The organism is Streptomyces phyllanthi, from assembly GCF_009377205.1.
Taxonomy (GTDB): domain Bacteria; phylum Actinomycetota; class Actinomycetes; order Streptomycetales; family Streptomycetaceae; genus Streptomyces; species Streptomyces phyllanthi.
In genome coordinates this window covers 1-25,786 of sequence record NZ_VJZE01000013.1, presented here as the reverse complement: position 1 = coordinate 25,786, position 25,786 = coordinate 1, and the positions used below count along the sequence as shown (strand labels likewise).

29 protein-coding genes and 1 pseudogene are annotated in these 25,786 nt (G+C 70.6%); 15 read left to right on the top strand and 15 right to left on the bottom strand.

Annotation, left to right across the window (positions count from 1 at the left end; all coding sequences use genetic code 11):
- Nucleotides 1-118: 118 nt before the first annotated feature.
- A complete protein-coding gene (locus FNH04_RS04160; RefSeq protein ID WP_152780387.1) occupies nucleotides 119-640 on the bottom strand; it encodes an ATP-binding protein in 522 nt (173 codons plus the stop codon).
- 466 nt (nucleotides 641-1,106) lie between these two features.
- On the opposite strand from FNH04_RS04160, the gene FNH04_RS04155 reads away from it, so the two are divergent.
- Together FNH04_RS04155 and FNH04_RS04150 are read left to right on the top strand one after the other, a co-directional pair.
- Nucleotides 1,107-3,542: a SpoIIE family protein phosphatase gene (locus FNH04_RS04155; RefSeq protein WP_152780425.1), complete on the top strand. Its 2,436-nt coding sequence runs from the start codon at nucleotides 1,107-1,109 to the stop codon at nucleotides 3,540-3,542.
- 419 nt (nucleotides 3,543-3,961) lie between these two features.
- Nucleotides 3,962-4,684 carry a CBS domain-containing protein gene (locus tag FNH04_RS04150; protein ID WP_152780385.1) on the top strand — a complete coding sequence of 241 codons (723 nt, stop codon included), beginning with the start codon at nucleotides 3,962-3,964 and terminating at the stop codon, nucleotides 4,682-4,684.
- An 82-nt stretch (nucleotides 4,685-4,766) separates the two neighbouring features.
- Here the strand turns inward: FNH04_RS04150 and FNH04_RS46365 are convergent, their stop codons facing one another.
- The 3 genes from FNH04_RS46365 to FNH04_RS04140 form a co-directional block, all read right to left on the bottom strand.
- Nucleotides 4,767-4,940 (bottom strand): hypothetical protein, encoded by a 174-nt coding sequence (locus FNH04_RS46365; protein WP_194236546.1) that lies wholly within the window; start codon nucleotides 4,938-4,940, stop codon nucleotides 4,767-4,769.
- Between the two features lie 63 nt (nucleotides 4,941-5,003).
- Entirely contained in the window at nucleotides 5,004-5,735 is a 732-nt protein-coding gene (locus tag FNH04_RS04145; protein WP_152780383.1) for a DUF429 domain-containing protein, read from the bottom strand.
- A gap of 394 nt (nucleotides 5,736-6,129) precedes the next feature.
- A complete protein-coding gene (locus FNH04_RS04140) occupies nucleotides 6,130-7,365 on the bottom strand; it encodes a PP2C family protein-serine/threonine phosphatase (RefSeq protein ID WP_152780423.1) in 1,236 nt (411 codons plus the stop codon).
- Between the two features lie 739 nt (nucleotides 7,366-8,104).
- Between FNH04_RS04140 and FNH04_RS04135 the strand changes: the two genes are divergently transcribed.
- On the top strand, nucleotides 8,105-8,455 hold the full coding sequence (locus tag FNH04_RS04135) for an ArsR/SmtB family transcription factor (protein ID WP_152780381.1): 351 nt from the start codon (nucleotides 8,105-8,107) through the stop codon (nucleotides 8,453-8,455).
- A gap of 104 nt (nucleotides 8,456-8,559) precedes the next feature.
- On the opposite strand, the gene FNH04_RS04130 is transcribed toward FNH04_RS04135, so the two are convergent.
- Both FNH04_RS04130 and FNH04_RS04125 read right to left on the bottom strand, forming a co-directional pair.
- Entirely contained in the window at nucleotides 8,560-8,931 is a 372-nt protein-coding gene (locus tag FNH04_RS04130; RefSeq protein WP_152780379.1) for an ArsR/SmtB family transcription factor, read from the bottom strand.
- A gap of 195 nt (nucleotides 8,932-9,126) precedes the next feature.
- Nucleotides 9,127-9,501 (bottom strand): roadblock/LC7 domain-containing protein, encoded by a 375-nt coding sequence (locus tag FNH04_RS04125; RefSeq protein WP_152780378.1) that lies wholly within the window; start codon nucleotides 9,499-9,501, stop codon nucleotides 9,127-9,129.
- 367 nt (nucleotides 9,502-9,868) lie between these two features.
- Here FNH04_RS04125 and FNH04_RS04120 point away from each other — a divergent pair, with 367 nt between their 5' ends.
- The 4 genes from FNH04_RS04120 (at nucleotide 9,869) to FNH04_RS04105 (ending at nucleotide 12,113) form a co-directional block, all read left to right on the top strand.
- Nucleotides 9,869-10,279, top strand: coding sequence for a VOC family protein (locus tag FNH04_RS04120; protein ID WP_152780376.1), 411 nt, complete (start codon nucleotides 9,869-9,871; stop codon nucleotides 10,277-10,279).
- A gap of 95 nt (nucleotides 10,280-10,374) precedes the next feature.
- A complete protein-coding gene (locus FNH04_RS04115; RefSeq protein WP_152780375.1) occupies nucleotides 10,375-10,896 on the top strand; it encodes a helix-turn-helix transcriptional regulator in 522 nt (173 codons plus the stop codon).
- Between the two features lie 5 nt (nucleotides 10,897-10,901).
- Nucleotides 10,902-11,570, top strand: coding sequence for a glyoxalase (locus FNH04_RS04110; protein WP_386573716.1), 669 nt, complete (start codon nucleotides 10,902-10,904; stop codon nucleotides 11,568-11,570).
- Nucleotides 11,571-11,630: 60 nt separating this feature from the next.
- Nucleotides 11,631-12,113 (top strand): iron chaperone, encoded by a 483-nt coding sequence (locus tag FNH04_RS04105; RefSeq protein ID WP_152780373.1) that lies wholly within the window; start codon nucleotides 11,631-11,633, stop codon nucleotides 12,111-12,113.
- Nucleotides 12,114-12,251: 138 nt separating this feature from the next.
- Here the strand turns inward: FNH04_RS04105 and FNH04_RS04100 are convergent, their stop codons facing one another.
- From FNH04_RS04100 to FNH04_RS04085, 4 genes are all read right to left on the bottom strand, one after another.
- Nucleotides 12,252-12,689, bottom strand: coding sequence for a pyridoxamine 5'-phosphate oxidase family protein (locus tag FNH04_RS04100; RefSeq protein WP_322722570.1), 438 nt, complete (start codon nucleotides 12,687-12,689; stop codon nucleotides 12,252-12,254).
- Nucleotides 12,690-12,693: 4 nt separating this feature from the next.
- Nucleotides 12,694-12,945: a hypothetical protein gene (locus tag FNH04_RS04095; protein ID WP_152780372.1), complete on the bottom strand. Its 252-nt coding sequence runs from the start codon at nucleotides 12,943-12,945 to the stop codon at nucleotides 12,694-12,696.
- Entirely contained in the window at nucleotides 12,918-13,463 is a 546-nt protein-coding gene (locus FNH04_RS04090; RefSeq protein WP_152780371.1) for a GNAT family N-acetyltransferase, read from the bottom strand. The genes FNH04_RS04095 and FNH04_RS04090 overlap by 28 nt, the downstream gene beginning before the upstream one ends.
- A gap of 91 nt (nucleotides 13,464-13,554) precedes the next feature.
- Nucleotides 13,555-13,929, bottom strand: coding sequence for a VOC family protein (locus FNH04_RS04085; protein ID WP_322722569.1), 375 nt, complete (start codon nucleotides 13,927-13,929; stop codon nucleotides 13,555-13,557).
- A 322-nt stretch (nucleotides 13,930-14,251) separates the two neighbouring features.
- Here FNH04_RS04085 and FNH04_RS04080 point away from each other — a divergent pair, with 322 nt between their 5' ends.
- From FNH04_RS04080 to FNH04_RS04060, 5 genes are read left to right on the top strand one after another with little or no spacing between them, the layout of a single operon-like run.
- A complete protein-coding gene (locus FNH04_RS04080) occupies nucleotides 14,252-14,971 on the top strand; it encodes a DUF2589 domain-containing protein (RefSeq protein WP_194236545.1) in 720 nt (239 codons plus the stop codon).
- Entirely contained in the window at nucleotides 14,968-15,681 is a 714-nt protein-coding gene (locus FNH04_RS04075; RefSeq protein WP_152780369.1) for a hypothetical protein, read from the top strand. The genes FNH04_RS04080 and FNH04_RS04075 overlap by 4 nt, the downstream gene beginning before the upstream one ends.
- 3 nt (nucleotides 15,682-15,684) lie before the next feature.
- Complete coding sequence (locus FNH04_RS04070; RefSeq protein ID WP_152780368.1) at nucleotides 15,685-16,260, top strand: DUF2589 domain-containing protein; 576 nt, start codon at nucleotides 15,685-15,687, stop codon at nucleotides 16,258-16,260.
- Entirely contained in the window at nucleotides 16,257-16,793 is a 537-nt protein-coding gene (locus tag FNH04_RS04065; RefSeq protein ID WP_152780367.1) for a hypothetical protein, read from the top strand. Before FNH04_RS04070 ends, FNH04_RS04065 begins: the two co-directional genes overlap by 4 nt.
- The gene (locus FNH04_RS04060; protein ID WP_152780366.1) at nucleotides 16,790-17,518 is read left to right on the top strand and encodes a peptidoglycan-binding protein; all 729 of its coding nucleotides are present in this window, start codon (nucleotides 16,790-16,792) and stop codon (nucleotides 17,516-17,518) included. Before FNH04_RS04065 ends, FNH04_RS04060 begins: the two co-directional genes overlap by 4 nt.
- Nucleotides 17,519-18,024: 506 nt before the next feature.
- Here the strand turns inward: FNH04_RS04060 and FNH04_RS04050 are convergent.
- On the bottom strand, nucleotides 18,025-18,552 hold the full coding sequence (locus tag FNH04_RS04050) for a hypothetical protein (RefSeq protein ID WP_152780365.1): 528 nt from the start codon (nucleotides 18,550-18,552) through the stop codon (nucleotides 18,025-18,027).
- Nucleotides 18,553-18,799: 247 nt separating this feature from the next.
- Between FNH04_RS04050 and FNH04_RS04045 the strand changes: the two genes are divergently transcribed.
- Nucleotides 18,800-19,183 carry a hypothetical protein gene (locus FNH04_RS04045; RefSeq protein WP_152780364.1) on the top strand — a complete coding sequence of 128 codons (384 nt, stop codon included), beginning with the start codon at nucleotides 18,800-18,802 and terminating at the stop codon, nucleotides 19,181-19,183.
- Nucleotides 19,184-19,263: 80 nt separating this feature from the next.
- Here the strand turns inward: FNH04_RS04045 and FNH04_RS04040 are convergent, their stop codons facing one another.
- From FNH04_RS04040 to FNH04_RS04025, 4 genes are all read right to left on the bottom strand, one after another.
- A complete protein-coding gene (locus FNH04_RS04040) occupies nucleotides 19,264-19,761 on the bottom strand; it encodes a flavodoxin domain-containing protein (protein ID WP_152780363.1) in 498 nt (165 codons plus the stop codon).
- A 37-nt stretch (nucleotides 19,762-19,798) separates the two neighbouring features.
- The gene (locus tag FNH04_RS04035; protein ID WP_152780362.1) at nucleotides 19,799-20,530 is read right to left on the bottom strand and encodes a CBS domain-containing protein; all 732 of its coding nucleotides are present in this window, start codon (nucleotides 20,528-20,530) and stop codon (nucleotides 19,799-19,801) included.
- A 15-nt stretch (nucleotides 20,531-20,545) separates the two neighbouring features.
- Nucleotides 20,546-23,239: a bifunctional acetate--CoA ligase family protein/GNAT family N-acetyltransferase gene (locus FNH04_RS04030; protein ID WP_152780360.1), complete on the bottom strand. Its 2,694-nt coding sequence runs from the start codon at nucleotides 23,237-23,239 to the stop codon at nucleotides 20,546-20,548.
- Between the two features lie 284 nt (nucleotides 23,240-23,523).
- Entirely contained in the window at nucleotides 23,524-24,429 is a 906-nt protein-coding gene (locus FNH04_RS04025; protein ID WP_152780358.1) for a universal stress protein, read from the bottom strand.
- Between the two features lie 138 nt (nucleotides 24,430-24,567).
- Here FNH04_RS04025 and FNH04_RS04020 point away from each other — a divergent pair.
- Together FNH04_RS04020 and FNH04_RS04015 are read left to right on the top strand one after the other, a co-directional pair.
- Nucleotides 24,568-24,945 (top strand): annotated as a pseudogene (locus FNH04_RS04020) (SulP family inorganic anion transporter); the annotation flags it as partial.
- A 247-nt stretch (nucleotides 24,946-25,192) separates the two neighbouring features.
- Nucleotides 25,193-25,786, top strand: a 594-nt coding sequence (locus tag FNH04_RS04015) for an Rv1733c family protein (RefSeq protein ID WP_152780356.1), incomplete at its 3' end; no start/stop codon positions are given.

Sequence of the window (25,786 nt, the reverse complement as noted above, 5' to 3'; positions counted from 1 at the left end):
CGGGCAGGCCGCGCAGCTCGACGATCCGCACGAGTCGCACGCTCTCCTCGGCGGAAGGTCGTTCCCTGTTGCCACCCGCGGCTGTTTTTCGCGTGGCGGGCGGACGTCAGGACGGACCTCAGCTCTTGACGGCCTCTGCGATCCGTAGGGCGGCCTGGGCGGGCGTGAGGTGTGTGGTGTCGACGACCTCGGCCTCGCCGTGCAGCCACGTGCGGGCCGCCTCGGCGTAAGGCTCGAGGTATTTGAGGCGGAACGGGGAGGGACCAAGAAGGGTGTCCCCCTCGATGCGCCCGCGGAGGGTGTCCTGGTCGGCGTGGAGGACGAAGTGCCGTACCGGGATGGAATGTCGGGCGAGGCCCGTGCTGATCTCGCGCCAGTACTGCTCGACCAGGACGGTCATGGGCATCACCAGGGTGCCGCCGGTGTAGTCGAGTACGCGGCGGGCGGTCTCGACGACGAGCTGCCGCCACGGCGGCCAGTGCTGGAAGTTGTCCGTCCCGGGCAGTCCCGGCGTGATGTCCATGAGTGTCTCGCCGACCTTCTCGGCGTCGAACACGCGGGAATCCGGGATCAGTTGCTGCACGAGTGGACTGGTCGTCGTCTTGCCCGCGCCGTGGGTGCCATTGATCCATACGATCATGGGGCCCGATGCTAGCGCCGTCAGCGCCGTCAGCCCGTGCCTGCCGCGGACCGCGCCTCACCCGCGCCCGAACCAGCGTGGGTGAGGCGCAAGGGCCGCCCCAGGATCAGCGAACACGGCCAGTGGGTGCAGTCGGCTGTGCTCCGACCGGGGTGAGATGTCTCCACCTCCGGGCTGAGCGACACCGCGAAGGTCCGGCGCCAGAGCACCGGCCCATGAACGGGTGGGCTCCCCTGACGGACGTCTCCGCATGCACGCGAGCACAGACGGGGAGAGGCTGGTGGCATGGCCGAACACTCCGGTGATCATGTACCCGCCTGACGGGTCCGGCGGCCGGCGGACACGTGCCGACGAGCAGACACCGGCGCCGCCTGCTTCTTGCGGGATCCGGGTGGGCCGCGGCCAAGGCCCCGGGCGGGGCCGGCGAGCTTGGGCGAGGTGATCTCCAGCAGTGGAGAAGCGGGTGATGCAGCTCAGCGAGAGCGATGACGATCCGCTCGGCCTGCACCTGGCCGCCCTGGCAGTGCTCGACGAGCAGGGGACCGTGGTCGGATGGAGTCGGCGGGCCCAGGACCTGATCGGCTACCCGGGCCCCGACGTGATCGGCCGTTCGGCATTCGAGGTGCTGGTCGATCCCGGTGATCTGCCGGCCGTCAAGGATGCCGCGGTGCGATGCAGGAGAGCCGGTGGCTGGTTCGGGCTGGTCACGGTGCGGCATCGCGGCGGGCACGGGGTGGAATTGGGACTGAGGGTCTCCGCCCTGTCACGTGACCAGCTCCGCGAGTGGTTCCTCGCCGGAGCACCCGCGGCTGATGTCCTGGCGTGGCAGAGGGACCGCGCGGTTCTCGACGGGTTGTACCGCCGGTGCCCGATCGGCCTGGCGGTGCACAGCCCCGACATGAAAGTTCTGCGCGTCAACCGGGCGATCGAACGGTTCACCGGCGTTCCGGCCGCGGACTTCCGGGGCCTGCCCACCGGCGTCATGCTCATCCCCGACGATGCGCGCAAGGCCGTGGACCGGGTGCGCCAGGTGATACGGACGGGGAGAGCACAGGTCTACTCGGAACAGTACGTTCGCCTGGAACGGGACCCGGCGCGAGAGCGCGTCGCATCGGTGTCGTCCTTCCCCATGGAGGATGCCGCCGGCCGGATCCTGGGCGTGGCCGAGATGATCGAGGACATCACCGAACGCCACCGTGCCCAGCACCGGCTCGCGCTCCTCGCCGAAGCCAGCACCCGGGTCGGGACGACCCTGGACGTGGGCCAGACCGCCCGGGAACTCGCCGACGTATTCGTCCCCCACCTCGCCGACCACACAACGGTGGACCTGTTGCAGCTGGTCACCCGCGGCGAGGAGCCGGCGCCTGCCCCGGCGGGCGCAGTGGTACGGGCGGGCGCATCCAGTGTCGGCACGCACGAACCCGGCCCGCTCGACCCGCGGGGCGAGCCGGTCGAGTACGCACCGAACGCACCCCAGGCCAGATGCCTGGCCACCGGCCGCCCCATCCTGGAACCGGTCTTCCCCTCCGACTGGCAGTCCCGCACACCAGGTCCAGGCCGGCCCGTTCCGGAACCCGGCTCACATTCCTTGATCGTCGTACCGCTGGCGGCGCGGGGCCTGGTACTGGGCGTGATGAGCCTGTGGCGTTCGCGCCGCCCCGATCCGTTCGAAGCCGACGATCTCACCCTGGCGCAGGAGCTGGCCTCGCGCGCAGCCCTGGCCATCGACAACGCCCGGCGCTTCGCCCAGCAGCAGCAGACCGCGTTCACCTTGCAGAGCAGCCTTCTGCCCAGCGCGGTGCCGCAGCAGTCGGCCGTCGAGGCGGTCCCGCGCTATCTGCCCGCAGGGGCGGGCCCGGGCCTGGGCGGCGACTGGTTCGATGTCATCGCCCTGTCCGGGGCGCGGGTCGCCCTCGTCGTCGGCGACGTGGTCGGCCGCGGTCTGCACGCCGCCGCCACGATGGGGCGACTGCGTACCGCGGTCCACACCCTGGCCAGCCTCGACCTGGAACCGGACGAAGTGCTCTCCCGCCTGGACGACCTGGTCAACCTGCTGGCAACCGAGCAGGAGGCAGCCGGCGAACGGCCGGTGACTCAGCAGGTCCTCAGCGCCACCTGCCTGTACGCCGTCTACGACCCCGTCTCACGCCGGTGCACCGCGGCACGCGCCGGCCACCCGCCGCCGGTGGTGACCACCCCGGACGGGCAGGCGAGCCTGCTCGACCTGCCCGCCGGGCCGCCGCTCGGTCTGGGCGGTCTGCCGTTCGAGGCCCGGGAGTTCGAGCTCCCGGAAGGAAGCCTGGTCACGCTCTACACCAATGGACTGATCGGCGAGCGGACCATGGACGCCGACGAGGCCCTGGCACGACTGTGCGCAGCGCTGACCCGCCCGGCGGACCCCTTGCAGGAGACGTGCCGGGCAGTGGTGGACGCCCTCGTGCCCGCTCGCCCCGCCGACGACATCGCTCTGATCATCGCTCGCACCCGTGTACTGCCGGAGCAGAACGTCGCCTCCTGGCAGCTGCCCCGGGAAGCCACCGCGGCCACCCGGGCCAGAGCGCTCGTCACCGACAAGCTGACCGAATGGGGACTGGAGCACCTCGCGTTCACCACCGAGCTGATCACCAGCGAACTCGTCACCAACGCCTACCGCTACGCCAGCGGTCCCATGACCCTGCGGCTGATCCGCGAACGCTCCCTGGTCTGCGAAGTCAGCGACGCCAGCCACACCTCACCGCACCTGCGCCACGCCCGCACCACCGACGAAGGAGGACGCGGCCTGTTCCTGGTGGCCCAGATGACCGAACGCTGGGGCACCCGCTACAGCCGCGAAGGCAAGACGGTCTGGACCGAGCAGCCACTACCGGAAGGGGAACCTGTCCCAGGCGTGAGATCTCACTGATGCCGAGGTTCCGCACCGCATGCCCGCAGGCTCGCATACCCATGCCAGTGCCGCCGCCCGGTGACCTGTGAGCCCGCCGTGCTTCCAGGGCGCGACGGGCCGGACCGTTCGGTACGAGACCCGCAGCCCTCGGCCCCGTGCCGACCGGGCACTGGGGCGGTTCGGCCCTCGCCGCCAGGACGCTTGACCCCTGCCCCGGCGGACGTCGGGGAGGGAGCATGAAGGGGCATCGGAGGGTCGGCTCCCCGGGACGGTCGGGAGGGACGACGACGGCTACCCGGCCTCTGGGACCCGTTGGCCCGGCCCGGTGCCCGTCGCAGGCCGCCGTGCTCTGCCGGATCGGACCCGCAGACCCGGCGCGGCAGAACTCTCCGTCGCGCCCCACTCGTGGACGCTGGACGAGGAAGGAAGTGGGCGTGATGACCCGCATCGTCGGCGAGGTGATGACCCGAGAGGTCGTCGAAGCGCGCCGGGAGACATCGTTCAAGAACGTGGCACGGCTGCTGGACCAGCACCGGATCAGCGGACTTCCCGTGGTGGACGACGACGACAAGGTCCTGGGCGTGATCTCCGAGACCGACCTGATCCACGGCCAGGTGGCCCGGTCCGTACCCGGCCGGGTACGGCGGTTCCGGGTCCCGGCACTGCGCCGCTCCGCCCGTCACGCGGCCGCCGTCGCGCGTGCCACGACCGCGGAGGACCTGATGTCGACACCCGCGATCACCGTGCACCCGGAACAGCCCGTCGCGGACGCCGCCCGGGTAATGGAACGCCACCACGTCGAACGTCTCCCCGTCGTGGACGAGGAGGACCGGCTGATCGGCATCGCCACCCGCCGCGACCTGCTGCGCGTCTTCGTCCGCACGGACGAGGAGATCCGCCAGGACGTGCTCGACGTACTGACCCGCACCATGGGCAGCCTGCCGCCCCACACCGTGATCGTCTCGGTCGGGGACGGGATGGCCACCCTGGAAGGACGCCTGGAACTCCGCAGCGACATCCCCCAGGCCGTCCGGCAGACGTGGCGGGTCGACGGAGTGGTCGGTGTCGTCAACAGCCTGACGTTCCGCATCGATGACACCCACCCGCGCGAGAAGCACCCGTCACGCAGGATCGGGCACTACTGGCTGCCCGAGCGCTGACTTTCGACTACGGACGGATGCGCCGGGGAGGAGGGGCCCTGGGAGCAGCAGCTCCCCGGGGCCCGTGCGAACCGTGTGCCGATCAGTCGTGCGGGATCACCGCGACCGGCGCGCCGCCGACCACGGCCTGGGCGTGCGTCTCGACGCCGGGGAACTTCTCCTGCCACGGGCTCAGCACTTCGGTCGGCCTGTGCCGTACCTGCACGGCCGGTTCGGCGTTCACCCCGGGGGTGTTGCGACGACCACGAGAGCTCAAGGGCGTATGGGTACTTCGCCTGCTTCGGCGGCTTCAGGTGGACGAAGGCTGGACGAAGGAACGTCAGTGGGCGTCAAGGAGGCGTCCCAGCGTGCCGGGGCCGGGAAAGTGGATCCAGCCCTCGGTGCGTGCGAGGTCGATGTCCTCGGTTGCGGGCCAAGCGGTGAGCCGGCACCTGATCGCCCTGGCGACGAGGGCGGCGATGAGAGCGTCATAGGCATCACGGCTGGCGGCATACGGGCGCCGTGCCTCCTCGGCAATGCGCAGCCACGGGGCAGCGGCCTGGAGCTCGTCCACCGTGCCGAGCGTCAGGCCCCACTGGTGCCGGGCTGCCGCCGGATACACCTCGGCCACCTGGCCGGCCCCCGTACGGTCGACGGAGTGGCCAAGGCCGCCCAGGAGAGCCTGCAGGCGCGCCCAGCGAGCCGCCACCGCCCCGAGTTTGTCGAAGGAGACCGACAGCGGAGGCCTCGGCGCGTGGGCTGTGACGATCAGGTCGGTATGCCGATAGCGCAGGGCCCGCAGGTCATCGGCGCCCTGCGCGTCACGGCCCGGCCATGTGGGCTGGGGCGCTGCGTGAGCGGACATCGCGGCGGCGAATGCGGCGGGCCAGCCGAAGGGGCAGTCCACTCCGGCCTGGTCCTCCTCCCTCAGGCTCGAGAGCAGCTTCAGCAGCTGCTCGTCGGTGCATCCCAGGAGAGGGGCACGGGCCACGGCCCCTCCCGCCGACCATTCGATGACTGCGGCAGCGGTACGGGGAGGGCTCGCGGAGAGGTCGACGCCGAGGGTGCGCATGCCTTCAGCATGCCGACACGGGCGCGGTCACCGCAGTCACAGCAGGACAACCGCCCGAGTACGACACAACGGTGCACCACCGCGTCGTCGCAGCGCCCCGGTCGGGACCGGCCGTCACGGGCACCGGCTCTACCGGACGGGCGAAGCCCGGCGAGGGTGAAGCGGGGCACCGCCTCCTCGGCCCCGTTCCTCGAGCCGGTCGAACGACCTGAGGGCCTACGGCCTCACGGACACTGTCGGCGCCGAGCGGATCTTCCCCACCCTCCCGACGGCCGTGGCCGCGTACCGGAAGTGGTCCAGCGGCCGGTAAAGCGTACGAGGTCTTCGGCCCCGCCCTGTGACTGCCTGGCACCGCCGTCCTGTCGGCCCGACCCGGCCCACGGGTTCCGGCTCGCTATCGGTTCCGATGTGCCCCGGGGCCCGTGGACGGTGTGCGTACGGCGAGAAGAGCGACGTCGTCGTGGCCGTCGCTCGGGTGGTGGTCGGCCAGGGTGCCGCAGAGCGCGTCGAGGGGCAGCCCGGCGTGTGCGGCGGCGGTGGCGGCGAGCGTGCGCAGGCCGGTCTCCAGAGGGCGCCCAGGGTGTTCGACCAGGCCGTCGGTGAACAGCAGAACCGTGTCTCCGGGCGCCAGCGGATGGATGTGGTCCGGACGTGGCAGGCGGGCGTCGACGCCCAGCGGTACGCCGGGTTCGGCCTGCAGGTAGCGGGTGCGGCCGTCAGCGCCGATGGCCAGGGGCGGCAGATGGCCGGCCGTCGACCAGTGCAGGCGCCAGCCGTCGCCGGCGGGTTCGATGCGGGCCAGGCAGGCGGTGGTGACGGGGGCCTCGGTGATGGCGTGCAGAGTCTCGTCGAGCCGGTCCAGCACCAGGCTCGGCGGGGTGCGCAGGTCGTACAGCAGGGCGCGGAGCATGTTGCGGATCTGAGCCATCGAGGCGGCCGCGGTCAGGTCATGGCCCACCACGTCGCCGATGATCGCGGCGCAGGATCCGTCCGGGAGCAGCAGGGCGTCGTACCAGTCGCCGCCGAGGTGGTGGCCGGGGGCGGTGGCCGCCCGGTACTCCGCGGCCGCGGTGAACGGGGCCAGGTCGGGCAGGGTGGGCAGCAGCAGCCGCTGGAAGTGCTCGGCGGATGCCCGTACCTGCTGGTACAGGCGGGCGTTCTCGATGGCGATGCCGGCGGCCCCGGCCAGCGCGAGCACGACGGCCGCATCCTGCTCGTCGAACGGTTTGCCGTCCCGCCGGTCGGACAGGTACAGGTTGCCGTAGGTGCGCCCGTGCACACCGATGGCCACCCCGAGCAGGGTGCGCATCCCCGGGTGCCCCGCGGGGAAGCCGGCCGCGTCCGGGTGGTGCGGCACGTCGTCCACGCGCAGCGGTACGTGCTGGTCGATCATGTGCCCGAGCAGACCACTACCGCGCGGAGGGTTGACTCCGGCGAGGTCATGACGCTGCTGTTCGCTCAGACCCAGCGGGATGAACTCCTCGAGGCCGGCCCGGTTCTCCTTGAATACGGTGAGGGCCCCGTACCGGGCGTTCACCAGGTGCATCGACGCGCTCACAATCTGCCGCAGCACCACCGGCAACTCCAGCTCCCGGCTGACCGCAAGCACCGCATCCAGCAGGCCCTGCATCCGTTCCTGAGCTCGGGTGAGTTCTCTGAACTGCTCGGCGATGCCGCCCAGGTCCGCGTCCCAGGTCGACCCGGGCACCTCGATCGGGCGCTGAGGCTCAAGCCCCTCGTCACCGTCCACCGGCACCTCACCCCTTCCGGGATACACACCAGGTACCGCGGCCGGATGCGGCCACACCGCACACCCTAGAACAGGCGTCGCCCGCCCGCCCCGCCGAGCGCACCAACGACGAGGAACGCCGGCCTGTCATCCGCCGGCCAGCCCGGTGAGCGCCTGGCCGGCCCGCCCGAGCGCGTGATCTCCGCGTCCCCGGCATGGCCCGCTCGGCGAGAAGCCGGCGCCCCAGGCCAGGACGCGGAGCTGTTGGTCCTGGACAGCGCCGGCATCGGCCCACAGGAGGTCCCCGGCGGTACCGGTCTGTACCGCCTGCGCCACAGCACCACCCCGTCGTCTTCGCACCGGCCCCGACCCCCTACCGGGGGCAGAAGCCAGGGGCGCGCCGCGCAGCGGAATGATCCTCACGCACGCCGCCCTGACGTCTGGTACGGAGTCGCTGATCTCAGCAATTGTTGAGGTCATCACCGCTGGTTTCGGGCAACCTGGTCCTCCTGTGCGGATTCGGCGTGGCCGGTGCCGCAGGCGAGGATGGGCCCATGTTGTCGACGAGTGGGTGGATGCGGTGCGCCAAGGGTCGGCCGGTGGGGTCGTGCTGCCACCCTGCCAGGGAGGGGACGGCACGATGAGTACGCCGCTGTACCAGCTGAAGGCCGAGTTCTTCAAGACGCTCGGTCACCCGGCGCGCATCCGGGTACTGGAGCTGTTGAGTGAGCGCGAGCACGCGGTGGCGGAGATGCTGCCCGAGGTGGGCATCGAGCCGGCGCACCTCTCCCAGCAACTCGCGGTACTGCGCCGGGCGAACCTGGTCGCGACCCGCAAGGAGGGCTCGACCGTGTACTACTCCCTGACCAGCCCCTACGTGGCGGAACTGCTCAGGGTCGCCCGCACGATCCTGTCCGGCGTGCTGGCCGGGCAGGCCGAACTGCTCGCCGATCTGCAGGCCGCCCAGACGGAGGCGAAACCGCCGTCGTAGCGACGGCCCTCGATCGGCGGTCGCCTCCCGAGAGCTCAAGACGAAGCAGGATCCACACGTGCGGACTGGGCCCGGGTGGTGTCGGGCCACAGCACCTCCGGGAGTCAGGAGCGCCGGTCGGCTCCACCCGGGGTGAGGGCCGGCTGGAGGTCTGCCTGCTGGAGTTCGGCAAGCAACCCGCTCTGGCCGGTGATCAGTTCGGTCAGGATCCGGCGAGCCGCGCGCAACAACTCGGCCACATCACCACCGGCAAGCGAGTAGCTGACGGTAGAGCCCTCCCGCACGGAGACCACGATCCCCGAGCGGCGCAGTACGGCCAGTTGCTGGGAGAGGCTGGACGGTTCGATCTCGATCTCGCTGAGCAGGTCGCGTACCGGGACGGGGCCGTTCTGCAGCAGTTCCAGGACCCGGATGCGTACCGGGTGTCCGAGCATGCGGAAGAACTCGGCCTTGGCCTGGTAGAGGGGGACCTGCATGATGATTGGCTCCCTGCCGCATTCGACGGGCTGTGTCTGGGCACAGCGGCCCTGTACGTACCACCGCAGGCGGTGTTGCGGACCGATCCTCGTACATCCGGCCCCGCACACCCCTGGGATTGACCTGATCTGGATGTGCCCAGTTGAAGAAATCTTCAAGTCCTGGGCGTGCGGAGCCATGGACAACGCAGCCTTCTACACGTCCAGTTGGGCCTCGATGCGCTTGAGCTGGTGGCGGGCCATGGCCAGGTTCGACTTAGCCCTGTCGAGCACGAGGTAGAGGAACAGGCCGTTGCCGCTACGGCTCTTGAGCGGCCGGAGGATGTGGTACTGGCTGCCGAGTGTGATCAGCACGTCCTCGATCTCGCCCTTGAGGCCGAGGTGTTCCATGGTGCGGGTCTTGGCACGGATCACGTCCGTGTTGCCGGCCGCCGCGACACTCAGGTCGAGGTCCTTGCTTCCCCCCAGAGTGCCGAGCGCCATACCGCTGGTGTAGTCGACCAGAGCAGTCCCCAACGCGCCCTCGACCGAGGCCATTATCTCCTTCAGGGAAATCTCCACATTGCTCATACCAGCATCTCCTCCTTGTCACTGCGCGGCTCGGGCATCGCTCGCCTCGCCGATGCCCGGACCTTACGGAGTGCCCGCGGCCGGCAGTCCCGTTGTTCCGGTACTGATCGAGGTGGAGCCCCGGATTGTTGGAGGATGTGATACCTGTGACCGCCCATGTTCGGGGTGACTGCCGTTCTGGTGCACCGTCGTGGCGTCCGTAGGCGGTGGCCTGGCGCTCCCAGGTGGTGATGCCGTCCCGACCTCTCGGCCGGCGGTCCGATGTCGGTGCCCAGCGCACCCGCCCCGCTGAGGGAAGCCACCAGGCGTCCGGTCGGGATCAGGAATCGAGAAGCGCCGCCACGGATGCGCGCCTAGCCTGCTCGCCATGGACATCACCATTCACACCAGCTCGCTGCCGCACGACGACCCGGACGCGTCGCTCGCCTTCTACCGCGACGTCCTCGGCTTCGAGGTCCGCAGTGACGTCGGGCAGGGCAGGATGCGCTGGATCACGGTCGGCCCGGCCGGTCAGCCCGACACATCCCTCCTCCTGGCGCCGCCGGCGGCCGACCCGGGAGTCACCGAGGACGAGCGCCGCACGATCACCGAGATGATGGCCAAGGGAACCTACGGCTGGATCCTGCTGGCCACCCCTGACCTCGACGCCACGTTCGAGAGGGTGCAGGCCGGTGACACGGAGGTCGTCCAGGAGCCGACGGAGCAGCCGTACGGCATCCGTGACTGCGCCTTCCGCGACCCCGCGGGCAACCTGGTCCGCATCCAGGAGCTTCGCTGAGCAGTATGAGCAGTACGGGCTGGGGTGCCTGTCTCAGCGGGCGCCCCAGGCGCTCGTAGGCGTCGATGACTGAGGAGAGAAAGGGGAGTCCTCCCATGTGTAAGGCCGAGTGGCGGCGTGCACGCGTCGAGGCGCAGCGCCTGACCGATCTCGCGCGGCTGCGCCGTGTCCGAGACCGAATCGACAGGGAGTACGCGCAGCCGCTGAACGTGGAAGCGCTCGCCCGCGATGTGAACATGTCCGCCGGGCACCTCAGCCGGCAGTTCCGGGCCGCCTACGGCGAGTCGCCGTACGCGTACCTGATGACGCGTCGCATCGAGCGCGCGACGGCGCTGCTGCGGCGTGGCGACCTCAGCGTTACCGAGGTCTGCTTCGCGGTCGGCTGCGCGTCGCTGGGCACGTTCACCACCCGCTTCACCGAGCTGGTCGGCATGCCGCCCGGGGCCTTCCGGCGTCGCGCGGCGGATGGGTCGGCCGACCGTGCCGATGCCGCGAGTACGACCGGTGATGCGGGGCCCGCGGTCACGGTGGAGGGAATGCCGGCGTGCGTGGCGAAGCAGGTGACGAGACCGGTCAGGAATCGAGAAGCCCCGGCTGCTGAACAGCCCCTAGCGTGATGGCCATGGAAACCACCGCATCCACCACGTCCATCGCGTCCGTCACCCTCGAGGTGGCCGACCCCGAGGCAGCCCTCCGCTTCTACACCGCCTTCGGCGTGGACACGCACATACGCCTGCGGGCGTCCGAGGCGCGCTCCACCGGCTTCCGCGGCTTCACCCTGGCGCTCACGGTGTCCGGGCCGGCCACCGTCGACAGCTTCCTCGGCGCCGCCGTGGACGCCGGCGCCACGGTGCTGAGGCCCGCCGCGAAGTCGCTGTGGGGCTACGGCGGCGTCGTCCAGGCGCCGGACGGGACGATCTGGAAGGTCGCGACCTCGGCGAGGAAGGACACCGGCCCGGCCACCCGCGAGATCGACGAGATCGTCCTCCTGCTCGGCGTCGAGGACGTGAAGGCCGGCAAGCAGTTCTACGTCGGCCGGGGCATGACCGTGGCCAGGAGCTTCGGCGGCAAGTACGCCGAGTTCGCCTCCGGCGAGTCCGGTCCCGTCAAGCTGGCGCTGTACAAGCGCCGCGGCCTGGCCAAGGACCTCGGCGTCCCCGCCGACGGCACGGGCTCGCACCGCGTCGTCCTCGGCAGCACCGGCGGGCCGTTCACCGACCCGGACGGATTCGCCTGGGAGGCCGCCACGTCGCCGACCCCCGCGCCGTCCACGGCGTCTGCGCTGTCCTGACTCCCGGACCTGAACTCCCGCCCCGGCCTGCCTCATCCCCGTACGAGAGGACAATCTGCCATGCAGCACACGACGTCGTCTGCCGAGAACTCCGGCACGGCCACCGACACGTACAACGGATTCACCGCCGAGGAGCGGGCGGCGTTGAAGGAGCACGCGCAGGAACAGAAGAAGGCGGCGGCGCGGCGCGGTTCGCGGGCGGAGAAGGAGGCGGCAGCGGAACGGGATGTGCTCGCGAAGATAGCCGAGATGCCGGAGGCGGACCGGCTCCTCGCCGAGCGGATCCACGCCATCGTCAAGGCCGCCGCTCGGGACCTCACGCCCAAGCTCTGGTACGGGATGCCCGCCTACGCCAGAGACGGCAAGGTCATCTGCCACTTCCAGAGCGCGCAGAAGTTCAAGTCGAGGTACGCCACGCTCGGATTCAGCGACCAGGCGGCGCTCGACGACGGCGCCATGTGGCCGACCGCCTACGCCCTGAAGGAGTTGACCGCAGCCGACGAACAGCGCATCAGCGCACTCGTCAAGAAGGCGGTGGGCTGAGGCCGACCGACCGGGGCGGAGCCGGCGGCGGGAGCGACCTGCCCCCGCGCGATGCTCCCACGCGTGGCGCATCGCGAGCACCGGCCGTACGGAGGGACGACCCCCGGTCGCGGTCAACCACGGCCACGATCGTGTCGATCACGGCGCGACGGAATAGCTGAGGTCCAGCGCGGTGAGCGAGACAGGTGCCAACCGCAGCCACATCGTGCCGCGTTCGCCCGGATCGTCGTACAGGTAGTGCACGAAGCGCTCATCCCACTGGGTTTCGTCCGCTCCCAAGTAGCGGGTGAGCTTACGACGCCCCCTCGGCACGTCGAAGGGCACAAGCTCGGCCCGGCCTCGAGCGATCACCTGCCGGACGCGCCCCGTCGCGAGATCGCATTCATCCACTACAAGGGCGACGCTCGGGTCCTCCTTCACACGGTCGAACAAACGCGCCCAGGGTCCCGTCAAGGTCCAAAAGGCGCCTTCTTCCCAGAGGTCCCAGACGGGGCGCACCGTCGGCCCGCTCGTCGCGATACGAGCGGTGAGCGGCTGCTGCAGGAAAGGGTCCACATCGAAATCACGAGATGCCACAGCTTCAATCTTCCGACGCCCACTGCCACTTGACCACTCCGCCCTCCGATCTCTTCACCGCGGTGAACGCCTGCTTCGTCCCAGGGTCCTTCTGTGCCCTGGTGCGGGCCAGGCGGTAGGGCTCCGTGGGCCCGGTCCGACTCAGACCGCGTCGGAACTGCTGGAACCAGGTGTGCTGTCCGGAGAGGTTGGTGACGCGGTCGGCTGGGGTGCGGCCGCCGATGAGTCCTACCAGCCCTTCGAGTCCGGCTTCCATTCGTGGACGAGGAGCCCGAGCAGCACCTCGTCCAGGAACTCGCCCATCACCCAGGCCGAGGAGCGCAGCACGCCCTCGCGGACGAAGCCGTTGCGCTCGGCGGAGCGCAGCATCGCGATGTTGTCCGACAGCGTCTCGATCTGCAGCCGCTGCAGGCCGCGCACGACGAAACCGTAGTGGCACAGCCCCGCGACCACGTCGGTGCCGTAGCCCTTGCCGCGGGACGACGGCAGCAGCCCCAGCCCGATGTGCGCGGACCGGTTGTGGTTGTCGATGCCCCACAGCGTCGCGGTGCCGATCAGGGTGCCGCCGTCCAGCTCCACCACCGAGAACGGGACGCTCCCCTGCTCCTCGTCGTCCACCACGAGCCGCGGATCCTTCGAGCCGGGCGTGATCGGCCGCCACGGCCCGCTTTCGGCCCTCGAGGCATTGACCACGTCGTCGTAGAGTTCGGCCCGCAGGATCGGGATGTCGTCCTCGTGCCGGGCCCTGAGCCCGACCTTGCCGCCCTTCAACATGCAAGCTTCCTATCCGACCGGGCCGAGTGGCAGCAAACCAATAAAAGATCGCCTCAGCCGCGCCTCAGCGACTGCGAGGGGCCCGGTGGACTCAGTGGAGGCAGAGGCAGAACGGATGGCCGGCCGGGTCCGCGTAAATCCGCCAGTTGGCCCCCGGGCGGAGCTGGTCCGTCCGCTCCAGCACGGTCGCGCCGAGGGCGAGCGCCCGTTCCTCCTCGCCGTCGAGGTCGTCCACGTCGAAGTCCAGGTGGAGCTGCTGCGGGCGCTCCTGGCCGGGCCATTCGGGCGCTCGGTAGCCGTCCGCCCGCTGGCAGGCCAGCGGCGTCCCCTCGAACCCGTGCACCTCGACCCAGTCGGCATTCTCCGGATCCGCGACCACCCGCCCGCCGAGCAGGTCCGCGTAGAACTCCGCGAGCCGTACCGGATCGGCGCAGTCCAGCGCAACCGCCTGCAGCTTTCGAATCACTTCCGACGCCCCTCGCTCTTCAGCCGCTTCCTCGACAGTCCCGTACGGGAGGGCTCGTACCCGCCGTGGTGGCGGGCATGCGCGACGGTACGCCGGCCCGCATGCTGCTGTCCGGCAGGCGGGCACGGTCGGCCGGCTGGCTGGCCGGCTGGCTGGCCGGCTGGCCGGCAAGGGCAGAAGGGGGCCGTCCGCAGGAGCCCCGGAAGCGCCGAGGACAGCGCCGGTGAGCGCCGGTGTCCGTATGGCTTCTACGCCAGATGTCAGACCCGTGACACAGCACCGAGGGCCGACTTCGCCGCAGACGCCGCACATCTCGACAGCAATGCTTGACGGCACCATATCCCCGCCGTTGCATGGCGACGGGCAGTATCTCGGCAGCACATGGAGAACTGCTCGGCAGCAGGACAACCAGGGGGAAATCATGTCGCGTGCCGTCGCCGAACTCCAGCAGATTCCGTTCTCACAGCTCATAGGCGCCCCACTCAAGGCGGCCGTCGAAGCCCAGGCTCTCGCAGCGCAGTCGACGATCGAATTCATTCACAAGGTCGGTTTCAAACAGCCGTCCGGGAACGACGCCCCCGACCTTGTATTCGACGATGTCACGAAGGATGCGTCGGCGGGCGAGCTCCGGTCGGTGACCTTCAGCTACACCAAGAAGGACGAGAACGAGGGAACGAACGAATTCTCACTCACGGTCCCATTTCTCGCGATCACTCCGATCCCCTTCATCAGGATCGACGAGGTAACGATCGATTTCAACGCCAAGCTCACCGACTCGGTGCAGCGGAAGACGAGTTCCGAGTTCAATCTCGATTCGGAAGTCAAGGGCAGTTACAGCGCTTTCTGGAGCCCCATCAAGGTCGAGGCGCGCGTTTCCGCGACGTACAACCAGAAGTCGAGCAGCAGCGAGCGTCAGCAGCGCGAGTACACCCTGCAGATCCATGTGCGAGCAGTGCAGGACGAGATGCCCGCCGGGCTGTCGCGGATGCTCGACATACTTGAGCAGGCGATCCAGGAGCAGCCGAAGTCCGACCAGCCGTGACCAGGCTGGGTGAGGTACTCGGAGCGCTGCTGACCGATGTGGTGCGGGCACGGCTGGCGGCGGACGCGTTGACCGCGCGCGCCGTGGATGCCTACCGGGACGATCCGATACTCGCGTCCTTCTCCGTGCCACGGGTCACGGTCGCCGACATGACCGTGCGGCTGGCGTTCTCCGCCGCCGACGTCGCCGTTCCCGAGCCGCCACCACTGGATGTCGTACGCGCCGCCAGGCAGTGGAACGTCACCATGCGGGACAAGGTGCTGCCGCGATTGCTGTCGGGGCGGGAGGAACTGGGTCTGGACGAGGCCGTGAAGCAGTGGCGTGAGGCGCTGCGCCGCGACCCGGTGGCCCTTGATGCCGAGGCCTTGCAGCGGGCCGTGGACGGGGACAGTGGCCCGCTGGTGGACTCGGCACTCGGCCAACTCCTGGAGCGGCTGCGGGCGCTGCCGCGGGCACTCCAGGCCCGGCTGGAGCAGTTGCGGCTCAAGGAGGAGCTGCGCCCGGAGCTGCACCGGGAGGCCTCGTCGCTGGCGGAGCAATCCCGGCAGTGGCAGGCGGCCGAGCAGGCACTGCGTTCTCGGGTCGAGGTGGAAGTGACCGCCGACCAGTTGGAGCAGCGACGCCCGGAGACACTCCAGCACATCGAGCTGACGGTTTCCCTCGTCGACATCGAGGAACTCATCGGTCCGGCTACCGACACGGAGGCCTGAGCCATGCCGATACGGGACGTGTCCACGCTGGGGCTCGACGAGCTCCTGGGTGCCCTGTTGTCAGCGGTCGTCGGCGGCCAGCGCGAGGCCACGGCGGGGACGCTCGCCCTGGTCGAGCAGATCGGCCTGGTGCGCGACGCCGAAGGCACCGAGCGCTTCCGCACAGTGACCATCCGCTACACCAAACTCGACGAGAACCAGGAGCCCAGCGAGTTCGCCCTCGAGGTCCCGCTGCTGGCCATGGTGGCGATTCCGACCCTGACAGTGCGCGAGGCCAAGATCTCCTTCACCTACGACGTGACGCGGACCGCCGTCGACCGCCCGGCCGAGCAGATCCGCGCGGAGCGGGAGTCGGTCCCGCGGGCCCTCGCCGACGTCTCGCTCCGTCCAGTCGTACTCAAGGGGTTTGTGCCCCGGTCGCGCACGGTCACCAGCCGTGAAACCCGTGAGACAGCGGGCATCGACATCGAGGTCACGGTCGAGAGCGTGCCACTGCCGGTGGGCCTGGAGCGGCTGCTCGACCTGACGGAGCTGACGGTGGCCCGGCCCGCCGGAGACGACGGGGGCGAGCCGCGATGACCGGCAACCACGTGGCGAGCAGCGTGGAAGCGGCGGCGCAGGCTCTGGACCGGCTCGAACAGTCGCTGCGGGCGGGTGGATTCCCGGAGGGCACCACTGCCTACGAGTGCATGGCCGAAGTGCTGCTCGCCCAGCGGCTGTTCCCCGACGGCCCGTCCGCAACCGGTCCGGATCCCGCGGTGCTGCGCGGCTTTGAGCAGATCGGCACGACCGCCGGGCGCATCTACGGTCTGCTGCAGCCGTACGTCGCCGTGATGCGCCGACTGGCGGCCCTCGCCCCGGCTGCCGCCGTCGACGCCGCTCCCGCGGCCCCTGCCGTCCCCCCGGACGTCAGCGCCGCCGTCCTTGCCGCGTTGCGTCGCCGTGGCCGACGCGGCGCATCGGTGTCCGTGCTCTGCCGTACCACCGGACTGGCTGCCGGGGTGGTCGAAGCCGCGCTCGACGCCCTGGTCGGCCACGGCATCGCCCGTACCCGCGACGGTGGTGGCGTCCGCTCCTTCTTCGTCCATGAAACCAGGGGAGCCAGAGGATGACCGCGCCCGCCACCACTGAGCAGATCTCCGCGACGGTCGGCGTCGGCGGCACCAACACCGCCGCCGATGTCCGGGTGGTCCAGGACCTCCTCAACCGTGCCGCCCGCGCGAATCTGGCGGTCGACGGCGACTGCGGTCCGGCCACCCGCGAGGCCATCAGGTCCTACCAGTCCGGCTTCCTCCGTGTCCCCGACGGCCGTATCGACCCCGGCGGTCTGACCCTGCGCCGGCTCACCGCGGACGCCGGCGGCCGCTCCGCCTCGCCACGCGATACCCCCGCGGCCACCCCCGGACCCGGCGGCGGCCCCCGCCTCACCCAGTTCGCCCGCCAGGGGCCGGGCCACTACGCATACGCGGACAGCGAGCGCCAGTACGGCACCGACACGATGACGCAACTCCTCACCGGCACTGCCGCCGCCCTGCACCGCGCCGGTCTGGAGATGGGAGTCGGCGACATCAGCTTCGCCCAGGGCGGCCTGATGCCCCCGCACAAGACGCACCAGGACGGCCGCCACGTCGATCTGCGCCCACTGCGCACGGACAACGCCCGAGGACCGGTCTCGATCGGTGACCCCGTCTACAGCCGGGACGGCACCCGCGTCCTGGTCGAGAGTCTCCTCGCCAACCCGTCGGTGCGCCGTGTCCTCTTCAACGACACCGAAATCGCGGGTGTACGGTCCTTCGCCGGACACCACAACCACCTGCACGTGGAGCTGGGGCCTTGAACCGCGGTGCGACGTGGCGTGCCGAGGGACCCCAAGCCATTGCAGTGCACCGCCCCCTTCCGTCGCTGCGCGTTCCGGTTCGCGCCCCCGCGGACTGTGACACCAAAGACCGACTGGCCGAGGAAGAGCGGATCGGCCAGACGGCAATGGAGTTACTGAGCGAGGGACATGGTCGGAAGGCGAGGCGACTGCTCGAGCCCAGCGCCCGCGCAGGCAACGTCATGCACCTGGTTCCGCCGTGGTGCGGAGCAGGGCCGGGCAGAGTGCATGTTCGAGCTCGGCCAAGCCTGTGCGGGAGTCTCGGAATCCGCGCGCTATTGGCTGGGACGCGCTGCCGCCGCTGGACATGACGAGGCCATGAACAACTTCGGGGTCCTTCTCCTGAACGAGAATCCGGAACTCGCGGAGTACTGGCTGACAAAGAGCGCGAAAGCGGGTTGTCACGCAGCGCAGTTGAACTTGCAGGAGTGTTCGCGGCGATGACATGAACGTCACCTGACGTGGCGTCACAGTGGGGAGGGGCCATGTCCGGTGATGACAGTAGTCATGTCGCGCCCGATGTTCTCTCGGATCAGGAACTGAACGAGTCCGTTGAAGCGTTCACGTACGCGTCCCGCGCCGCGGGCGCGACGGGAGATGTCCGCATCGAGGCGATGCGGGCGCGCGGAGCATACCTGACGGAGCGATACGGTCGCCGTGGGGACTCCGCGGACCTGGAGGAGGCCGTCGATACGCTGCGCACCGCGGCTCTGGAGGCAGCCGAGGGGACGGTGCTCCGCGCCTCCTGCTGTGACGCACTCGGCAGCGCACTTCGCAGCTGGTGGGGCGTCACCGGCGAACCGGCCTGCCTGTCCGAGGCCGTGCAGGCCCACCAGTCGGCCGTGGACGCCTCGCCCGGGCCCGGTGCGCAGCGGTTGAGGTATCTCAACAACCTCGCGAATGCCCTGATGCAGCTGGCTGAAGTGACCCTCGACAGGGCGCAGCTCGATGCCGGGATCGCCGCGCTGCAGGAAGTCGCCGAGGAGTCTTCTCACGGCGCGGAGGGAAGCCCTCACGCCTCTGGCCGGCCCACAGCCCTGTTGAACCTGGCCCATGCCGTGGTGCATCGGTACCGGTGGGTCCGGGCGAGCGGCGACATCGTCGGCACGGTGATCGCCGACGACGATCTCGACTGGGCCGTGGCAGCATACGAGGAAACACTCGCGGACCTCTCCGCACGTGTGTCCGGTCCGTCGCCTTCCGTGGCCGCGTTCGGTCTGGGACAGGCGCTCATGGAGCGCTGTGGTACCGGACACCACCAGGCAGGAGCTCGCGGCGATCCGCGGATCTTTCGACGCATCGGTCGCCGCGGTAACAGCGGCAGGGGCCAGTGCCGTGTGGGCCATATGGGCATGGTGGGCCCTGCCGCTTGCCTTGCTTCTCGCCGTGGCCTTCTACCGTCTCTTCGCGCTGCCCCGCGCCGAGATGTTTGCCGGCCTCCTGGAAGCCGCGTTCGACGTCCACCGGTGCCTTCTCTACAAGGCTCTGCGCTGGCCAGTACCCACGGACCCCGAATCCGAGCCTCTCCGGGGACAGGAACTCACCGCCTATCTCTGGCGGGGTACCGCCCCGCTCTCCCTGCAGTTCGAGGCCGAGGTAACGCAAGCGCAAGCAGACGATGAGTGAGCGCAGTCGCATGCTTTGCCGGGGTTCCTGACTGAACTGCAGGACCGGCCACATCGACTGTCCTCGCCGCGTCGGTCGGCTCATCCTCCGGTCAGTTCCCTCCCGATGCGCCCCGCCCACTCCTCGATCCGCACGAAGTCCCGGAAGTCCCCGCCCTTTCCGTTGCGGAGGATCATCCGGGCGACCCACCCCTTCGCGCCCTCCTCCAGGCGGCCCCCGAAGGTGACGTGCTCCCTGGCGTCGAGCCGGACCATGGCTTTCCTCACGCCGGGCACGGGAGGGATGTCCCGCTCCGAGGCCGAGGCGTCGAGCGGTCCGCTGCTGAACAGCCACAGCGGGCGTTCGGCGAGTTCGTGGCGGTGGCGGCGGACGAAGCGGCGGGCGTCCTTCTGCCAGCGCCCCGCGTACAGTCCACCGCCGACCACCACGGCGTCGTACGGCGCCACGCTCTCCACGGACCGGGCCGGAAGCGCCTCGGCCGTGAGTCCCTCCTTGCTCAGGACCTCCGCGATGGCTTCCGCTATCCGCGCGGTCGATCCGTTCGTCGTTCCGTAGGCGACCAGCACGCTGTCGGGCATGGCGGTCCGCCTCCTCTCAGCGATTCAGCAGCCGTTGTCAGAGCTTTCGCAGCCAGTCGTCGGCAACGCCGTGCAGGGCCGGCACGTCAGCCGGGAGACGCGCGTCGTCCAGCCGATGGGTGAGCTTGTCGACCACAGCGACAACGCCGTCGATCTGGCGTGTCATGGAGACGGCGATCTCCGTCTCGCTCTTGCGCTCCATGTGTCCGTCGAGGGTGACCACACCTTCCACCACGGAGACATCGACGCTCCGCGGCGCCAGCCACAGCGCACCGACCAGGACCTCGTCGATCACCTCCCGGCGGATGTCCGGGTCCGGCCGCAGGAAGACCTGGAGCAGGTCGCGCCGGGTGACGATGCCGACGAGCCGGTCGTCCTCGTCCACCACGGGCAGCCGCTCCACGCGCCGCTGGGCCATGGTGCGGGCGGCTTCCACGATGGTGTCATCGGCGCGCGCGGTGACGGGCGGCGCGGTCATCAGCTGTCCGGCCGTGCGGGCCCGCGCCTTCGCCGCCTGCCGCCGGGCACTGCGCGTCAGCCCGGCGAACCGGAAGCGACGCTTCGGCTGGAAGGGGTCGGGTGTGTCCGCCTGCCGCAGCATCAGGTCCGTCTCGGAGATGACTCCGATGACCTTCTCGTCCTCGTCGACCACCGGTAGCCCGCTGATCGAGTTGTCGGTCAGCAGCCGGACCACCTCCTTGAAGGGGGTGCCGTATCCGGCGCGGACGACCTCGGGGGTCATCACGGAGCCGACCTTGTTGTGCTTCATGTCCGTCTTCCCTTCTCAGCGGAGCCGACGCAGGTAAGGGTCCTGCGACCTGCGCGGCAGCAGGCGTACGCGCGCGTCGAGCACGGAGACTCCGGCCGGTGTCGCGAGTACGGGGTTGAAGTCGGCCTCGGCGAGCTGCGCCATGTCTGACGCCATACGGGACAGCCGCAGCAGCAGCTGCTCCAGGCCTTCCAGGTCGACCGGGCCGCTGCCGCGCGCCCCGAACAGCAGCGGGGCACAGCGCGGTGCGGTGATCAGGTCGTGCACGTCGTGGTCGGTGAGCGGGGCGAGCCGTGCCGCGTGGTCGCCCAGTACCTCGGTCGCCGTGCCGCCCAGCCCGAACAGCACCAGAGGGCCGAAGACCTCGTCCTGGACGACGCCGGCGAACAGTTCGGTGCTGCGAGGGGCGAGCGGCTGCACGACCACGCCGGTCAGCAGGCCCGCGAACCGGGTGTCGAAGTCCCGGAAGGCGGAGCGTACTTGGGCGTCGCCTTGGAGGTCGAGGTGGACGGCGCGCTGTTCGCTCTTGTGGACCAGCCCCGGCCAGTGGGCCTTCATCACGACCCGGCCGTCGGGACCGCGCAGCCGTTCGGCGGCGATGACGGCCTCGTCCTCGGTCTCTGCCCAGGCCCACGGGAGCTGCGGGATGCCGTAGCAGGCGAGGAGGTCGGCGCAGGTGCGCGGGTCGAGCCAGCCGCCGTCCGGGTGGTTGGCCAGGAAGGTCTCGGCAACCTGGTGGGCGCGAGCCGTGTCGACCCCGTCGAGGTCCGGGACCGTCCCCGGCGGCCGGCTCAGCCAGGCCGCGCGGCGGGCCGCGTGGGCCAGCGCCCGTGCCGCCGCCTGGGGTTCGGCGTACGAGGGGATCGCACCGCCGTCGGTGGCGGGCAGGAGCTTGACGGGCAGGTCCTGTTCGAGCCGTATCGCGGCGACGGGCCGTGCCCGGCGGCCCGGGCCGGCGATGAGGGCCCTGATGAGGTTGTCGCCGGTCGCCGCGGCGACGGCTGTCGGGACGAGGGCCAGCAGGACGGCGTCGATGCCGGCGTGGCGCGTGATCCGGTCCACACAGTTCCTGAGCTGCTCCTCGGTGACCGCGGCGGTCGCGTCGACGGGGTTGCCGACGGCGGCACCGTCCGGCAGCACGGCGAGCAGGTCGTCGACCAGTTCGGGCGGGAACGGCGGGAGGGCGAGTCCGGCCTCGGCACAGGCGTCGGCGGCCAGGACGCCCGCGCCGCCCGCGTTGGTGACGATCGCGACCCGGGTGCCCGCCAGGAGCGGCTGGGAGTGCAAGAGGGCGGCTGTTTCCAGGAGTTCGCCGACCGAACGGGTCGCGGTGATGCCCGCCTGGGTGAACAGCGCCTGCCGGGTCATGGTCCGGGTGGCGGCGGCCGCGGTGTGCGAGGCGGCGGCGCGGCGGCCGGCCTCGGTGCGGCCCGCGTCGACGGTGAGCACCGGAATACGGCGGGTCACCCGGCGGGCGGTGCGGGAGAACGCCCGCGGGTTGCCGAAGGACTCCAGGTGCAGCAGGGCCAGCTCGGTGCGGCCGTCGCTCTCCCACCACTGGAGCATGTCGTTGCCGCTGACGTCGTACTTGTCGCCGAGCGAGGCGAAGGACGACACGCCGATGCCGAGCCGGGACAGTCCGTCGAGCAGCGCGATGCCGACCCCGCCGGACTGTACGGCCACGCCGGCCGTGCCGGGGCGCGGGTGGTCGGCGGCGAAGGTGGCGTCCAGGGCGAGCTTCGGGTCGGTGTGGGAGATGCCGAGGCAGTTGGGGCCGACGAGCCGCATGCCGTGTGCGCGGCACGCCGCCATCAGCGCAGCGGCCTGGTCGCTGTCGAGGCCGGCGGAGACGACGAGGAGGGCTCGTACGCCCGCCTTGCCGCACTCCTCGGCGGTGGTCGGGATCGCCGCGCCGGGCACCGCGACGACCACGAGGTCGGGCGTCCTGGGCAGCGCGCTGACCGAGGGGTAGGAGGGCACGCCGAGGATCGAGGAGGCGCGGGGGTTCACGGCGAACAGTCGGCCGGTGAAGCCGCCGGTGTGCAGGTGGTGGAGGATGGCCCGCCCCACCGACCCGGGCTTGCGCCCGGTGCCGACGACGGCGATGGTGTCCGGCCGCAGCAGTGGGACCAGGCTGGCCACGTTGGCTGCCCGGCCGCGGGCCTCGACGGCCGAGAGGTAGGTGTCGTCCTCGCCGAGTTCGACCGTGCACCGCACTTCCGGGCCCTCGAAGCGGCGGGTGGTGCGCAGGCCCAGGTCGGCGAAGAGCTTGAGCACGTCATGGTTCTCGCTGAGCGCGTCGGCGGTGAACGTGGTGATGCCTTCCGCGCGGGCGGCCGAGACCAGGTGTTCGACGAGGAGGGTGCCGACGCCGCGGTGGTGGAGCCCGTCGGCCACGGCGATGGAGATGTCCGCGGTGGCCGTGTCCTCGCCGCTCGCGTACTCGGCGAGGCCGATCACCTGACCGTGCGTCTCGGCCAGCAGTGCCCGGTAGCCGGGGCGAGGTGGAGCACAGGCCCGGTCGGCGGCCATCGCGGCGGAACGTCGGCTCGCCGCGAAGAACCGCAGGCGGAGGTTCTCCGGGGACATCTCCCCGTACAGCCCTTGCACCTGCTCGTGGTCGCCGGGCTCCACGGGGCGGATGCACACGGTGGTGCCGTCCGCGAGCAGGGCGTGGGCGGTGCGTGGGCCGAGCACGTCGTTCGTCATGGCACGTTCCTCCAAACTTCGTGACACCTCGAGCATCCGGCGGACTGGAGGGTCGCCCCAGGGACTGTCCGGGGGCGGACTTGGGGCCGGTCGGCCCTGATCCGGGCCCCTTTCGCCCGCGCCGGCCTCATCGGAGTGGTCGAACCCGGCAGAGCCACACCGCGCCGGCCCCTGACGTCGGTCACCCACAGGGAGACGTACTCACCCGCGTCGAGGACGAGATGCTCATCGAGCCTCTGCGACCGCTGTCCTCGTGTTCTCTGCCCCGGGGCTCCCAAGGGACGTCACTCGTGCGGAACGACGGCGACGGGGGCGGCGGAGTGGTGCAGCACAGCGTGCGTCACCGGGCCGATGTGAGCGCCGATGGGAGAACGGCGGATCCGGCGGCCCACCACGACCAGGGAGGCCTCCCGGGCCGCGTCCGCCAGGAAGTCGGCGGCCCTGCCCCAGCGGGACTCCTGGACGACCTCGACGGCGGGGTACTTCTCCCGCCACGGACGCAGGACTTCTGTGAGTGCCGTGGTCTGCTCCCTGGTCAGTTGGTCGTGGAGTTCCAGGTCCGCCGGAAGGCCGTACGCGTAGTAGGGAGGTGGGTTCCAGCCGTGGATCACACGGACGGAGGTGTTCCGCAGGGCCGCCGCGTCGAAGGCGAACTCGATCACCGCGTCGTGCGGGTTGTCGATGTCCAGTCCGAGTACGACGGGCCGGTAGGGGGTCGCGGCGGACGGGATACCCGCCGGGTCCGTCATGTGCTCGTCGGCGGCCTGCTCCCCGGCCCGTACGAGGACGACGGACCGTTCGGCGTGGGCCACGACCAGCTGTCCGACCGAGCCGACCAGGAATCCGCCGACCCCGCTCAGCCCACGGGACCCGAGGACGAGCAGCTCGGAGTCCTTCGCCACACGGGGCAGGACCTCGCTGGGCCGACCGGCGAGCTGTTCGACCGTGACCTCGACACCGGGGTGCCGCAGCCGCAGTCCCTCGGCGGCCTCACGCGGGATCCGTGCGCTCCAGTGCTGCTGGGTCTCGGGGCCGAGGAGCGGGGCCTGCGCGATGGGCTCGGGCACCGGTTCCCAGACGTTCACGACACGCAGCGGCAGCTCACGCAGCTTCGCCTCGCGCGCCGCCCACTCCGCAGCGGCTCTGCTCTCCTGTGAGCCGTCGAGACCAACAGTGACAGTGCGGGACATGATCTCCACCTCCTGTGACGGGCATCCGGTGCCAGCTTCGTGGTCAGGGAGTTCTCGGTGCAGGGGCCGCAGGTCCCCGGCCAGGGCCGATGGGCCCCATCGAGACCATCGCCGGTGCGTACGCCGCTGGGCCCGTGGATGACATGGCGTTCGACGTACGGTCGTCGGCCCGGCGTGGGCAGCGCACCGGCGCAGGCGCGGCGGCTGACGCCCGGGCTGGGTGTGCTCCTCGGTTACCGGCGTGCGTGGCTGAAGGGTGATCTGCCGGCTGGGGCGACGGTGGCCGCGTATCTGGTTCCGCAGGGCATGGCGTACGCGGGCGTGGCCGGGCTGCCGCCGGTCGCCGGGCTGCGGACGATCCTGCCCGCGCTCGTCCTGTATCCCTTGCTCGGCTCATCACGTCTGATCTCGGTCGGCCCGGAGTCGACGACAGCGCCGATGACGGCGACCGTGGTCGCCCCTCTCGCTGCCCCACACTGCACGGCTTCCCGGTCAGCAGCAGCGCGAGCGTTCGTGACCACTGAGCCGCGCACCGGCCGCCGGCCGACAGCACCCGGATCGGGTCTGTGCACCCCGAGGCAGGACCGTCACAGCCCCACGCTCAAGAGCGCGCCCCGGCGGTTCCCGTCGGCCTGCAGGGCCGAACGGCCCATCCGTGTCCTCGACTTGGCACCGGTCGGCCCTGCGATACCGTCTGGCCGGCCCATCCCGTCGCGCACCCCTGTCTGTCACTTTCCTGAGGGTGACGAGAAGGAGCGGACCGATGAGCGAAGATCTGCGGACGAAGAGGAAGCCCAAGCGTACGAGCCTGGACCTGTGGCGGTGGCGGAGCAATCCGCTCCGGCGACGCGACGACGTCATGGAAGCGTGGCTCCTTCTGGCCATGTGGGCACTGATCGTGGTGGGTGGAACGCTCGCAGGAGTGGTGATCGCCCGAGCCGCCGACGAGGAGTTCGCACTACAGCGGGCCGAGCGGACCCCGGTCCGGGCCGTGCTCCTCACCGATGTCCCGCGCACCGCTTCCACGGACTCGGGCGTGGGCACCGGCATGGCTCTGGCGAAGGTGCGCTGGACGGCGCCCGACGGCTCCACCCGCACCGACAAGACACTCGTGGACACCGGGCAGAAGGCGGGCACCAGGATCACGGTCTGGACCGACGGGCAGGAGCGCCTGAGCCCGGAACCGTCCACCCCCACCGAAGCGGCCGTCGAGGCCGGCGTTCTCGGAGCCGCAGCCGCCCTCGCCCTCGGCGGCGCCGTCTTCGCCGCCGGCCGCACCGCACGCTGGGGGCTCGACCGACGGCGCATCAAGCAGTGGGGCAGGGAGTGGGACCTGGTGGGTCCGCAGTGGGGGCAC

Bases quoted from the DNA above. Each gene is read 5' to 3' on its own strand.
- FNH04_RS04160 (WP_152780387.1), bottom strand. From the start codon at position 640: ATGATCGTATGGATCAATGGCACCCACGGCGCGGGCAAGACGACGACC.
- FNH04_RS04155 (WP_152780425.1), top strand. From the start codon at position 1,107: ATGCAGCTCAGCGAGAGCGATGACGATCCGCTCGGCCTGCACCTGGCC.
- FNH04_RS04150 (WP_152780385.1), top strand. From the start codon at position 3,962: ATGACCCGCATCGTCGGCGAGGTGATGACCCGAGAGGTCGTCGAAGCG.
- FNH04_RS04145 (WP_152780383.1), bottom strand. From the start codon at position 5,735: ATGCGCACCCTCGGCGTCGACCTCTCCGCGAGCCCTCCCCGTACCGCT.
- FNH04_RS04140 (WP_152780423.1), bottom strand. From the start codon at position 7,365: ATGCAGGGCCTGCTGGATGCGGTGCTTGCGGTCAGCCGGGAGCTGGAG.
- FNH04_RS04135 (WP_152780381.1), top strand. From the start codon at position 8,105: ATGAGTACGCCGCTGTACCAGCTGAAGGCCGAGTTCTTCAAGACGCTC.
- FNH04_RS04130 (WP_152780379.1), bottom strand. From the start codon at position 8,931: ATGCAGGTCCCCCTCTACCAGGCCAAGGCCGAGTTCTTCCGCATGCTC.
- FNH04_RS04125 (WP_152780378.1), bottom strand. From the start codon at position 9,501: ATGAGCAATGTGGAGATTTCCCTGAAGGAGATAATGGCCTCGGTCGAG.
- FNH04_RS04120 (WP_152780376.1), top strand. From the start codon at position 9,869: ATGGACATCACCATTCACACCAGCTCGCTGCCGCACGACGACCCGGAC.
- FNH04_RS04115 (WP_152780375.1), top strand. From the start codon at position 10,375: ATGTGTAAGGCCGAGTGGCGGCGTGCACGCGTCGAGGCGCAGCGCCTG.
- FNH04_RS04110 (WP_386573716.1), top strand. From the start codon at position 10,902: ATGGAAACCACCGCATCCACCACGTCCATCGCGTCCGTCACCCTCGAG.
- FNH04_RS04105 (WP_152780373.1), top strand. From the start codon at position 11,631: ATGCAGCACACGACGTCGTCTGCCGAGAACTCCGGCACGGCCACCGAC.
- FNH04_RS04095 (WP_152780372.1), bottom strand. From the start codon at position 12,945: ATGGAAGCCGGACTCGAAGGGCTGGTAGGACTCATCGGCGGCCGCACC.
- FNH04_RS04090 (WP_152780371.1), bottom strand. From the start codon at position 13,463: ATGTTGAAGGGCGGCAAGGTCGGGCTCAGGGCCCGGCACGAGGACGAC.
- FNH04_RS04080 (WP_194236545.1), top strand. From the start codon at position 14,252: ATGCTTGACGGCACCATATCCCCGCCGTTGCATGGCGACGGGCAGTAT.
- FNH04_RS04070 (WP_152780368.1), top strand. From the start codon at position 15,685: ATGCCGATACGGGACGTGTCCACGCTGGGGCTCGACGAGCTCCTGGGT.
- FNH04_RS04065 (WP_152780367.1), top strand. From the start codon at position 16,257: ATGACCGGCAACCACGTGGCGAGCAGCGTGGAAGCGGCGGCGCAGGCT.
- FNH04_RS04060 (WP_152780366.1), top strand. From the start codon at position 16,790: ATGACCGCGCCCGCCACCACTGAGCAGATCTCCGCGACGGTCGGCGTC.
- FNH04_RS04040 (WP_152780363.1), bottom strand. From the start codon at position 19,761: ATGCCCGACAGCGTGCTGGTCGCCTACGGAACGACGAACGGATCGACC.
- FNH04_RS04035 (WP_152780362.1), bottom strand. From the start codon at position 20,530: ATGAAGCACAACAAGGTCGGCTCCGTGATGACCCCCGAGGTCGTCCGC.
- FNH04_RS04030 (WP_152780360.1), bottom strand. From the start codon at position 23,239: ATGACGAACGACGTGCTCGGCCCACGCACCGCCCACGCCCTGCTCGCG.
- FNH04_RS04025 (WP_152780358.1), bottom strand. From the start codon at position 24,429: ATGTCCCGCACTGTCACTGTTGGTCTCGACGGCTCACAGGAGAGCAGA.